Source organism: Mesorhizobium sp. M7A.F.Ca.US.006.04.2.1 (genome assembly GCF_004022915.1).
GTDB classification, from domain to species: Bacteria; Pseudomonadota; Alphaproteobacteria; order Rhizobiales; family Rhizobiaceae; genus Mesorhizobium; species Mesorhizobium ciceri.
Genome location: NZ_RZQA01000096.1, coordinates 1 through 11,410 on the forward strand (window position 1 = coordinate 1; position 11,410 = coordinate 11,410).

Genomic DNA, 11,410 nt, shown 5'->3' on the forward strand with positions numbered 1-11,410 from the left:
ATCATGCGTTGCGTAACCACCCGCCACGGCGACACGCCGACCTCCTTGCCGACACTGGCCAGAAGCACATCGAGACTGATCGGTTCCACGCTCATGTCCTCCAGTTCACCCCCGGCTTCTGTGGCCGGAAAATGTCATTCCTTGAACAAGGTCAGCCCATGCTGCACCGACTGTCCGCCGTCGATCGGCAGGATGGCGCCAGTGACATAGCTGCCTGCACGGCTGCACAAATAGAGCGTTGCGCCGGCAATGTCATCCGGTGCGCCGATACGGCCGATCGGAACATGGCTGCCGACGTGCCTGGCCTGCTCATCCGTACCGGTGGCGAATGCCGTCATCCGGCTCTGGAAGGGGCCGGGGGCAAAGGCGTTGACGGTGATGCGGCGGGCGGCGAACTCGATCGCCAGTGTGCGCGTCAGATGATGAACCGCAGCCTTCGAGGCGGTGTAGGAATAGGCGTCGTCGGCCAGCGGCTGCGTGCCCATTACCGAACCGAGGTTGATCACCCTGGCCGGATCGGCGTCGCTGGCGGCGGCATCGAGCAGCGGCAGCAATTCGCGCGTCAGGTGGAAGACCGCGGTGACGTTGACGCCAAACACCTTGGCCCATGCCGAATAGGGGAAGCTTTCCAGCGGCGCGCCCCAGGAGACGCCGGCGTTGTTAACCAGAATGTTCAGCCGTTCGGTGCGCGATTTGACCTCGGCGACGAGTGCGGCGATGCCGGCTTCGCTGGAAACGTCGCCGACGAAGCCGTCGGCCCGGCCCGGTGCACCAAGCTGGTTCAACTCTTCGGCGACCTTGATACAATCCTCGCCCTTGCGCGACGCGATCATCACGCTGGCGCCGGCCCTGACCAGCGCGGTCGCCGCCATGCGGCCGATGCCGGTCGCCGCACCCGTCACCAGCGCGGTCTTGCCGGCCACCGAAAACAGTTCGTCCAGATAGCTCATCACAATTCTCCGCGCTCGGCATGCGGGCAAACAGTTCGTTGACAAGGCTATCCGAAGTACGGTCATCCTTGCCACTGACAAAATGCCTGGCGTGTATGAAGGGTTAGCGACCGATGACGGAGATGAATCTCGGCATGACCGAGCGGCTGAAGCCAATCCAGGCGCGCGTCGCGGCCATGGTGCGCGACGAGATCATGCCGCTCGACCATGAATTCCTCAGCGAAGTGGGCAAGGCAGGCAACCGCTGGGTCTACAGTGCGCGTCAGAGCGAGATCCTCGAAGGGCTGAAGAAGACCGCAAGAGAGCGCGGCCTGTGGAATTTCTGGCTGACCGGCTCGGAACGCGGCTATGGCCTTTCCACCGTCGAATACGCCTATCTGGCCGAAGAGATGGGCAAGGCGCATCTCGGCGCCGAGACCTTCAACTGCTCGGCGCCCGACACCGGCAACATGGAGGTGCTGGAGCGATACGGCTCGGCCGACCACAAGAAAGCATGGCTGGAACCGCTGCTCGACGGCAAGATCCGCTCGGCCTATCTGATGACCGAGCCGGATGTCGCTTCATCCGATGCCACCAACATTGCCATGCGCTGTGAACGCCACGGCGGCGACTATGTGCTCAATGGCGAGAAATGGTGGGCTTCGGGCGCCGGCGATCCGCGCTGCGCCATCTACATCGTCATGGTCAGGACCGGGGGCGATGACGAGCCGCAGCACCGCCGCCATTCGATGATCCTGGTGCCATCAGACACCAAAGGCGTGACCAAGGTGCGGGCCATGCAGGTCTATGGCGATGACGACGCGCCGCATGGCCACATGCATCTTCGCTTCGACAATGTGCGCGTACCGGCGTCGAACCTGATCCTCGGCGAGGGCAGGGGGTTCGAGATCGCGCAAGGGCGGCTCGGTCCCGGCCGCATCCACCACTGCATGCGCGCCATCGGACAGGCCGAGATGGCGCTCGAGATGCTGTGCCAGCGGTCCGTGCGCCGCGAGGCATTCGGCCAGAAGCTGGCAAAGCTCGGCGCCAATTTCGACATCATCGCCGAATGCCGCATGGAGATCGAGATGGCGCGGCTGCTCTGCCTCAAGGCGGCGTGGATGATCGACCAGGGCGATGCGCGGGCCGCTGCTCCCTGGATCAGCCAGATCAAGGTGATCGCACCGCGCGTCGCGCTCAAGGTCACCGACGAGGCGGTGCAGATGTTCGGCGCGCAAGGCATCAGCCAGGACACACCGCTGGCGCGGTCGTGGACGCATCTGCGGACCTTGCGCCTTGCCGACGGGCCGGACGCCGTGCATCGCCGTCAGGTGGCGCGGACGGAGTTGAGGAAATACACGCAGGAGAAGGTCTGAGCGCCGGCATCGTCATGCGGGCGCGACCCGAGGCTCGAGCGAGGAGTGTTCCGATGACCGTCCCATCCGAAATGAAGGCGCTGCTGCTTGTCGGCGATGGCTACACCAGGAGGCCGAGCGGCAGTGTGCTGGAGGCGATGGAGCCCTATCTCGAGCCGGGCAGCATCGCGGTGCCGACACCAGGCCCCAGCCAGGTGCTGATCAAGGTCAGCCTCGCCTCGATCAATCCGTCCGATGTCGCCTTCGTCAAGGGCCAGTACGGCCAGCCGCGTGCCAAGGGCCAGCCGGCCGGCTTCGAGGGTGTCGGCATTGTCGTCGCCAGCGGGGACGAGCCCTATCCCAAAAGCCTGATCGGCAAGCGCGTGGCCTTTGCCACCGGCGTCACCAACTGGGGCTCGTGGGCTGACTATGCCGTCGCCGAGGCGGCTGCCTGTATCCCGCTGCTCGACACCGTTCGCGACGAGGACGGTGCGGCGATGATCGTCAACCCGCTCACGGCGCTCGCCATGTTCGACATCGTCAAGGAGGAAGGCGAGAAGGCCTTCGTCATGACCGCCGGCGCCAGCCAGCTCTGCAAGCTGATCATCGGCCTGGCCAGCGAAGAGGGTTTCCGGCCGATCGTCACCGTGCGCCGCGACGACCAGATCGCGGCTCTGAATGCGCTTGGCGCGGCGCACGTGCTCAATGAAAGGGCGACGGATTTCAAGGCGGCGCTGCGCGAGGTGATGAAGGCCGAACAGCCGCGCATCTTCCTTGACGCGGTAACCGGGCCGCTTGCCTCCGCCATCTTCGACGTCATGCCGAAGCGGTCGCGCTGGATCATCTATGGGCGGCTCGATCCCGAAGCCACCGTTATCCGCGAGCCCGGCCAACTGATCTTCCAGCACAAGCATATCGAAGGGTTTTGGCTGAGCGAGTGGATGCGCCAGTTCCGCGACCGTCGCGGCCCGGCGATCCTGGAGGCGCAGAAGCGTTTTTCCGATGGGCGCTGGTCGACCGACGTGACGGCGGTGGTGCCGCTTGCCGAAGCAATGGCGCGGCTGCCAGCCGAACTGGCCAAGCCCAACGGCAAGGTGTTCATCCGGCCTTGAAGCGTGGAGAGACACTATCGCCCGCTGAGCGGTTCCGTGCTTTTGAGCAGTGCGACAAGCTCGCTTTGCTGGCGGGTTTCGGTCTTGGCAAAGATCCGTTCGAGATAGCCGCGACCGGTTTTCACGGTAATCCTGGAACTCGCTGTAGCCTCTTTCAGCGACAGGCCTGACGCCAATGCCGTGGCGAGCCGGGCTTCGGCCAATGTCAAGCCGAACAGGCCGCGGATATGCGTCTCGAAGCTGTCCGGAATGCGCCCGGCGACTTCGGTGACCATGATCACCGCGCAGCGCTCCGATGCCAGGCCATAGGCGCGGGCATCGACGAATGGCGCGACGGAGAGCACCAGCCGTGTCCCACCGGATCGCTGGCGATCCGACGGGACACGCAGTGTCCCACCGGTCCCTTGCAGCACACCTTCCCGCAACGCACAGGCATCCGCGACCAGCCGCTGAAGCTCTCGCGCGTCCGTGGAACCGGAAACAACGATGGCGCCGTCCTTCAGCGCCAGCGGACTGTCGGGCCGCGATAGCATCGCTTCGGCAGCCTCATTCATTTGCGCTATATGCCGGTTGGCGTTGACCAGGAACACCCCGAAGGGCAGGTGCGAAAAGGCCGATGCCAGCGCCGAGACGTTCCCCAGGCGCCTGCCGATCTGCCCCGCGCGCAGCACATGCGGCACGATTTTCCGCAACAGCTCGACGTCGCTGGGGCCGAATGCTTCCTGTCTGGAGCCGCGATGGATGTCGAGTATCCAGTGTGCGTCGTTGGCGGACAGCAAGTTACAGACCAGCCCGTGATGCATGTCGCGCGGCCTCAGCCAGTCTTGCCAGAGGTCGCGGCTGCGGAACGCTGTCTCCTCGTCCGACGCTGGCCAATGACCCACCGCACCGAGCGGGATGGAAGCCAATGTGCGAGCCACCGGATCGCCGAGGAAGGCTTCGATGCCCATTGGCGAACTGAGTTCCGGATCCGGGTTGGATGCAATCGCGCCAAGCGCCTCCGGGCCGAAGCGCACGATGCAGGAGCGAGAGCCGCCAAACAGGTCACGCAGGCCGGCTATGGCATCGAACCAGCGGTGCTGATCGTAGGCTGCTTCGTAAATTTGGCCGACCACGACGGCTACCGCTTCTACGCTGACGTCCGCCATTGGGTGTTGCGATCTTTCAGATGCCCACAGTTTCGTAAACAAGACTAACATACGGAAGCTCTCGCGCAAGTTGCGCTGCCGCCGGAGCGGTTTGCTCTTCCCCGGTCGGTCTCGCGGGCTCTGAAAGTCGCCTGCTGTCGGCAAACCACCTGTGGCAATCCGGTAACATTCATCCCAAGAAAGCGTGTACCCCGGTCATCTGACGGCTGTGAAAGGCGGCCGCATTCGATCAGCCCTTGGCAGGAAACACCGATATTCGCTTCGGCCTCCTGTTGAAGGCGACCAGTCGGGATTTGCGCAAGGGCGGGACATGAATCTCAGCAATCGAAATCACCGATATCGCAACCGCTTGCTGGTCAGCACGGCGATAGCCGGGGCAACACTGCTCGGCTTTGGCCAGAGCGCCGAGGCCGCCTGCGTGCCTGTAGTATCACCCAACTATGTCTGCTCCGGCGCCAACACGACCGGCCAGCTCGTCCCCACCACGGTCGGCTTGCCGTTGGATCTCGGCGATTTCATCGCCCTTGCTCTTGCTCCGGCCAACCCTTCCGTCACCACCGATCCCGGGTTCAGCGTCACCACCAGCGATCCCTACGCTCTCGGCATATTGGGCAGCGGCGCGGTCAGCTACACCGATGCCAATGCCTCGCCACTGACCTCGACGACCGGCATCGGCCTTGGCGTCGTGTCCCTGGTTCCGCAGGCCGCGGACCCGTATTACGGACCAAACCCGGGCGGCGCGGTCGCCATCGACACCAGCGGCGCCGTGACCGGCGCTTTGATCGGCCTTGCCGCCATCAACACCGGCGACGGCGCGACCACCGTCAAGGCTACGGGCGACGTCACGGCGACAGGTGCCAACAGCTATGGTCTCTTCGCCTATTCGCAGGGCTCGGTCGCCACCGTCACCACCGGAATGGTGAGCGGCAAAAAGAGCGCCATCTATGCCGTCAATCAGGGTACGACGGCCGATCTCAGCATAGCGGCCAATGGCGATGTCATTGGCGGAACGCTCTACGGCATCTATGCGATCAATGGTGGGCGACAGTTCGATGTCGTCAACACGATCTTGAACGGCACGGTAACCTTTGTTTCTGGCCCGCCTGCAAGTGCTGGCAAAGACCTGACGGTGACGGCCAACGGCAAGGTCGACAGCGGCAACACCGGCATCTTTGTCGAGAACTATGGCACCGGCGCCACAAGCATCACAACCAAGGGCGCGGTGACCGCGGCAGGTCTTTACGGTATCTATGCCTTCAGCGGTGGAACAGACCTGACGATCGACGCCGTTGCGGTCAGTGGCGTCGTCTATGGCATTTATGCCGACAACAAGGGCACCGGCAGCACCAGCATAACGGCGAAGGCCGCGGTGACCGGGACAAACGATACCGGCATCTACGCGTTCAACGACGATACGACGACGGCCGGCCTGACGGTCGACGCGATGGCGGTCAGCGGTGGCAAATACGGCATCCATGCGGAGAACAGGGGCGCCGGCGCAACCAGTGTTACCGCCAAGGGTGCCGTGACCGGAACCGATCGCGTCGGCATCATTGCCGTCAACGCTGCTCTCACGTTCAATCCGGACGGCACGTTTGCCGGCGTGGCAAACACGAACGCCACGGATCTGACCGTCGACGTCATCGCGGTAAGCGGCGGCAAGACCGGCATCTATGCCCTGAACACCGGAACCGGCGCCACCAGCATTACGGCGGCGGGCGCCGTGACCGGGACAGACGATTTCGGCATCAATGCGGTCAACAGCAGCACGGCGACGGGCTTGACGGTGAATGCAACGGCGGTCAGCGGTGGCGGCACCGGCATCTATGCAAGGAACTACGGCACCGGCGCCACCAGCATCACGGCGACCGGTTCAGTGATCGGGACAGACGGCGACGGCATCAACGCGCACAACGACAGCACCGCGAAAGACCTGACGGTCGACGCCATGTCGGTCAGCGGCGACGTCATGGGCATCGATGTCATCAACTATGGAACCGGCGCCACCCGGGTCAAGGCGACGGGCACAGTGACCGGCACAACCAATTTCGGCATCTACGCCATCAACGGCTCCTTGACGACGGGAGGCCTGAAGGTTGACGCCGCGGCGGTCAGCGGCAGCATTTACGGCATCTATACGGAGAACAGCGGCGGGGCCACCACCAGCATCACGGCGACAGGCACGGTCGAAGGCGCCAACGCCGCGATCATTGCGCAGTCGAGCGTCGCACAGGCGATCAGCATCAGCCTTTCCGGCGCCACGCGCAACAGCGCGCAGACGGCCACGGCCCTGGCCGTCTTGACCGTCGGTGGCTCAACGGCCCTCACCAATGACGGCACGCTGACCGGCCGGTCGACCTTCGTGGTCTGGACGATATGGTGACCAACAACGCCATTTGGACAACCGGCGGGACCAGCCTGTTCGGCGCCGGCAATGACAGCGTCATCAACGGTGCCGGCGCAATGCTGACCACAGCCAGCAATGGCGGGATGATCGAAGCCACGACCTTCGACGGGCTTGAGCAGCTGACCAGCTCCGGCCGGCTGACCATGCAGGATGGCGGCGCCGGCGACCGCACGGAGCTTGCCGGCACCGTGACGCTGGCGGCCGGCTCGACCTACGCCATCGACGTCAACGCCGCGCTTCAGTCGGATCTCCTTCACACCACCGGTGCCGCGACCATCACCGGCTCGACCCTGGCGGTGACGGCGCAAGGTTTTTCCGTCGGCCGCTATACCCTGCTGACCGCCGATAGCGGACTGAACGGCCAGTTCGCCGCGATGACTGGCGTCACCAGTACCGCGTTCCTGACGGTGACGGACGACTATGACAGCAACAACGCCTATCTCGACGTGACCAAGGTTCATGCTTTCGCCGATGCCGGGCTGACGCCCAACCAGATCGCCACCGGCGAAGGGCTGGACAGCCTGACGGGTGGGGCTGTGTTCAATGCCGTTGCCAATCTCGCCACCGACGCTGAAGCCCAGGCAGCCTTCGATCAGCTCTCGGGCGAAATCCATGCCTCGGCCAAGGGCATGCTGGTCGAGGACAGCCGCTTCGTCCGCGACGCCGCGACCAGCCGCATCCGTTCTGCCTTCCGCGATGTTGGCGCGGCCCCATTGCCCGTCATGGCCTATGGCGAAGGCGGCCCCGAAATGGTTGCCGCCGACACCGACCGCTTTGCCGTCTGGGGCCAGGCTTTTGGGTCCTGGGGCAATACCGACTCCGATGGCAACGCCGCCGCCTTCGATCGTTCGACCGGCGGCCTGCTGGCGGGTGCCGATACATCGGTTGGCAACTGGCGCGTCGGCCTGCTCGGTGGCTACAGCCATTCGAGCTTCGATGCCGACCACCGAAACTCCTCGGGCAAGGCCGACAGCTATCACCTTGGCCTCTATGGTGGCACCAACTGGGGCGCCATCGCCTTCCGTACCGGTGCTGCCTATAGCTGGAGCAGCCTTTCGACCAAACGCTCCGTCGCCTTCAACGGCTTCACGGATGGATTGTCTGCCGACTATGATGCCGGCACCGCGCAGATCTTCGGCGAACTTGCCTACAAGGCCGATGCCGGACAATTCAAGTTCGAACCCTTCGCCAATCTCGCCTATGTCAGCGTCCACACCGACGGCTTCACCGAAACCGGCGGTGCTACGGCCCTGACCAGTATCGGTACGTCCACCGACGCCACCTTCACCACGCTCGGCCTGCGCGGTTCCTCGGACTTCGCGTTCGGCGGCATGAACGTCACCGCACGCGGCATGCTCGGCTGGCGTCATGCTTTCGACGATGTCACGCCGACCTCGACCTTCGCCTTCGCCGGCGGCGATCAATTCACCATCGCCGGCATGCCGATCGCCAGGGACAGCGCCGTCATCGAAGCTGGGCTCGACTTCAACATGTCGGCCAACGCGACGCTTGGCCTGTCCTACACCGGCCAATTCGGCGGCGGCACGGTCGACCAGGGCGCCAAGGTCGATCTTGCCGTGAAGTTCTGACGACTCCGGGATTGCCGAAAAAGGACGGCAGCCCCGACGGGCGTGGGATCGACAATGACGCCGCTATCGGTTTGTAGCGGTGGTTCCGCGCCTGTTAATCCCCCTATGCCACGCCACTTCGTCCGTGATATGCCGCCGCCATCGAATGCCGGGACAGGCTGGACTGATCCAGTTCCGGGATTGTGTGGAGCGCCTTGATGACGATTTCCAAGCCGGTTTTCGACCGTTTGGGGTTTGGCCTGTGGATCGGAGCGTTCCTGGTCGTTCTTGCCCTGGTCCTGTGGTCACCGCACACGCGGACGGTATGGCAGGCCTATATCGACGGCAGCGTGGCGCTTCAGGCCGGTCTGCCGCTCTACGACACCCAGTCCGAGATGGGGTATCTCTACGCGCCGGCCTTTGCCGCGCTCTACACTCCAATAGTCAAGCTTGGTCCGCATCTGGGCGGCTTGGTTTGGCATTCCATTGGCTTTGCGGTGCTGACCTACGCCGCGATGCGGCAGGTGCGCAAGCTCGGCGGCGGCGAACTGGCATGGCTGCTTTCTTTCGGTCTTTTCCTCGCTTTGCCGATGGCGGTGGGGGCGATCCGCAACGGCCAGGCAACGATCCTTTTGACCGGCGCTTGCTGGCTTCTCACCCTGTCGGCGCTGGAAGGGCGGCGGGCGGAGACGTTCTTCTGGGCTTCGCTTGCCATCATCGCCAAGCCGACCGCGATCATAATGCTGTTGTTGGTAGGAGCCCTTCGGCTCCGGTTGATACCGGTGCTGGTGCTGGCGCTGCTGTTCGTGCTGGCACTGCCTTACGCTTTTGCTCCCGCCGGCTATCTCAACGATCAGTATCGTGTCTTCATCCAGATGCTGACCTCCATGGCCGTCGACAACACCAGCCATTTCGTGCCCACCGATTTCACGGCACCGTTCACCACGATAGGACTGCCAATACCGGAATTCGGCGCAACGATCGTGCGCATGGTCATGGCCCTGTTTACGCTTTCTGCCGTCATCTGGTTCGACCGCAGGCTCGAACAGGGAAAGGCGGCGCTGGCGATCTTCCTGACAGCCACTTTCTACATGTGCGTCTTCAACCCGCGCGTCGAGCCAAACACCTTTGCCATGATCGCGGTACCAGCCGGTCTTGCCATCGCCCTGTTGTGGCGTGAAGAACGGGGCGGCGTCCTTGCCTCGGTGCTGTCGACGACGCTGTTCGTGACCGGGTTGAGCGGCGTCGAGCGCCATGTGCACGATTTCCTCTTCCCCTGGTTCCGGCCGGTCGCCGTCACTTTCATCGCCGGTTCGCTGATCTGGTGGTTCTGGGCCAAGGCACGGGAAAAGGTGGTGAATGCGGGAGTCGCGAATGGTTGAGTTGCGGCCGAGCCTCGATATTGTCGCACCGTTCTTCAACGAGGCGGCATCGGCATCGGCCTTCGCGTGCCTCCTGGGCGAGCTCGAAGTGGCCGTGGCACAACGCTTCGGCATGACCGTACACAAGATCCTCGTCGATGACGGCAGTCGTGACGATGGCGCCGTGCGGTTTTCGCAAGCGCTGACGGGGTCGTGGGAGATCGTGCGCCTCAGCCGCAATTTCGGCAAGGAAGTCGCGGTGCTCGCCGGCCTCGACCAGTCGCGCGGCGACATGGTGCTGATCATGGACGCCGACCTCCAGCATTCCCTGGACATCAGCCTGAAGCTGATCGCCGAGCTGGTGGACCATCCGGACATCGACGTCGTCTATGCGCAGAACGACCGCCGCGAGGCGAGCTGGCGGCGCAGCCAGCTTGCACGGCTTTTCTACAGCCTGATCAACTCGAGCCAGCGTTTCGATATTCCCGAAAATGCCGGCGACTTTCGCGTCATGCGCGGCGCCGTGGCGCGCGCGCTGACCAGCCTGCGCGACAAGCGGCGCTTCAACAAGGGCCTGTTTGCCTGGGCCGGCTTTCGCCAGAAGGCGTTGCCCTATTCGCCGGAAGGCCGCGCCAGCGGCACGTCGAAATGGAGCCGGCTCAACCTGATCGCCTTCTCGCTCGAAGGTTTTACTTCCTTTTCCGTCATTCCCTTGCGTCTCATCAGCCTCAGCGGGCTGCTCGCGGCGTTGGCCGGTGCGCTCTATGGCGCCAAGGTGCTCTTCGAGGTGATCTTCTACGGCATTGCCGTTCCGGGCTACCCCAGCCTGCTGGTTGCCGTCGTCCTGCTCGGCGGCCTCAACCTGACCTTGCTTGGCCTGATCGGTGAATACGTCTGGGTCACGCTCAGCGAGAGCAAGGATCGCCCGGTCTATCTCGTGCGCGACGTCGTGCGCAGCGTGGCCCCCGCCGATCGGCCGGAGCCGGGCACTTCGAACAGATGACGCGGCGCATCCGCCTGATCGCCGACGATTACGGCCTGGCGCCCGGCGTTTCCGCCGCGATTCTCGACCTGCTCGATCGCGGGAGGCTGACCGGCACCAGCTGCATGACCGGGTTTCCGGAATGGGAAGCGGAGGCAGCGCGCATAAAACCGCTGTGCGGCCGGGCCGCGGTCGGGCTGCATCTCACCTTGACCGACCAGTTGGCCATTACCGGCCGGTCGAGCCTGGCGCCGGAAGGCCGGCTGCCACCGCTCCGCGCACTGGCCTTGCCTGTTCTGCGCGGCCGCATCGGCGAGCGCCATGTTCATGCCGAGCTTGACGCCCAGTACAGCCGCTTCGTCGAGGCGCTTGGCCGCCGCCCCGATTTCGTCGACGGGCATCAGCATGTGCATTTCCTTCCCGTCGTGCGCACATGGCTGCGCGCGCGGTTTCCAGAAGGCGCCGACAGGCCGGCCCTACGCGGCGGCCCGGCGCTGGCCGCAGGGTCGAAGGTCGCCGCGATTGCCGCGCTCGCTGCCGGGTTCAAC

General features: G+C 64.2%; 9 protein-coding genes and 1 pseudogene. 7 read left to right on the forward strand and 3 right to left on the reverse strand.

Going from position 1 to position 11,410, the window contains the following annotated elements; translation table 11 throughout:
* Together EN925_RS40595 and EN925_RS07885 are read right to left on the reverse strand one after the other, a co-directional pair.
* A pseudogene (locus EN925_RS40595) lies at positions 1–95 on the reverse strand (MaoC family dehydratase); the annotation flags it as partial.
* A 39-nt stretch (positions 96–134) separates the two neighbouring features.
* A complete protein-coding gene (locus EN925_RS07885) occupies positions 135–950 on the reverse strand; it encodes an SDR family oxidoreductase (RefSeq protein WP_127368717.1) in 816 nt (271 codons plus the stop codon).
* 113 nt (positions 951–1,063) lie between these two features.
* On the opposite strand from EN925_RS07885, the gene EN925_RS07890 reads away from it, so the two are divergent.
* Positions 1,064–2,305: an acyl-CoA dehydrogenase family protein gene (locus EN925_RS07890; RefSeq protein ID WP_127368718.1), complete on the forward strand. Its 1,242-nt coding sequence runs from the start codon at positions 1,064–1,066 to the stop codon at positions 2,303–2,305.
* Positions 2,306–2,358: 53 nt separating this feature from the next.
* Positions 2,359–3,396, forward strand: coding sequence for a zinc-binding dehydrogenase (locus tag EN925_RS07895; RefSeq protein ID WP_127368719.1), 1,038 nt, complete (start codon positions 2,359–2,361; stop codon positions 3,394–3,396).
* Positions 3,397–3,410: 14 nt separating this feature from the next.
* Here EN925_RS07895 and EN925_RS07900 read toward each other — a convergent pair whose 3' ends face one another.
* Complete coding sequence (locus EN925_RS07900; protein WP_127368720.1) at positions 3,411–4,544, reverse strand: helix-turn-helix transcriptional regulator; 1,134 nt, start codon at positions 4,542–4,544, stop codon at positions 3,411–3,413.
* A gap of 310 nt (positions 4,545–4,854) precedes the next feature.
* Here EN925_RS07900 and EN925_RS07905 point away from each other — a divergent pair, with 310 nt between their 5' ends.
* The 5 genes from EN925_RS07905 to EN925_RS07925 all read left to right on the forward strand — a co-directional run.
* A complete protein-coding gene (locus EN925_RS07905) occupies positions 4,855–6,927 on the forward strand; it encodes a hypothetical protein (RefSeq protein ID WP_127368721.1) in 2,073 nt (690 codons plus the stop codon).
* Positions 6,921–8,540, forward strand: a complete 1,620-nt coding sequence (locus tag EN925_RS07910) for an autotransporter domain-containing protein (protein ID WP_127388482.1) — start codon at positions 6,921–6,923, stop codon at positions 8,538–8,540. Before EN925_RS07905 ends, EN925_RS07910 begins: the two co-directional genes overlap by 7 nt.
* A gap of 197 nt (positions 8,541–8,737) precedes the next feature.
* Entirely contained in the window at positions 8,738–9,901 is a 1,164-nt protein-coding gene (locus EN925_RS07915; RefSeq protein WP_127370048.1) for a glycosyltransferase 87 family protein, read from the forward strand.
* The gene (locus tag EN925_RS07920; protein WP_064995601.1) at positions 9,894–10,883 is read left to right on the forward strand and encodes a glycosyltransferase family 2 protein; all 990 of its coding nucleotides are present in this window, start codon (positions 9,894–9,896) and stop codon (positions 10,881–10,883) included. The genes EN925_RS07915 and EN925_RS07920 overlap by 8 nt, the downstream gene beginning before the upstream one ends.
* Positions 10,880–11,410, forward strand: a 531-nt coding sequence (locus EN925_RS07925; protein ID WP_128336437.1) for a ChbG/HpnK family deacetylase, incomplete at its 3' end; no start/stop codon positions are given. The genes EN925_RS07920 and EN925_RS07925, both read left to right, overlap by 4 nt.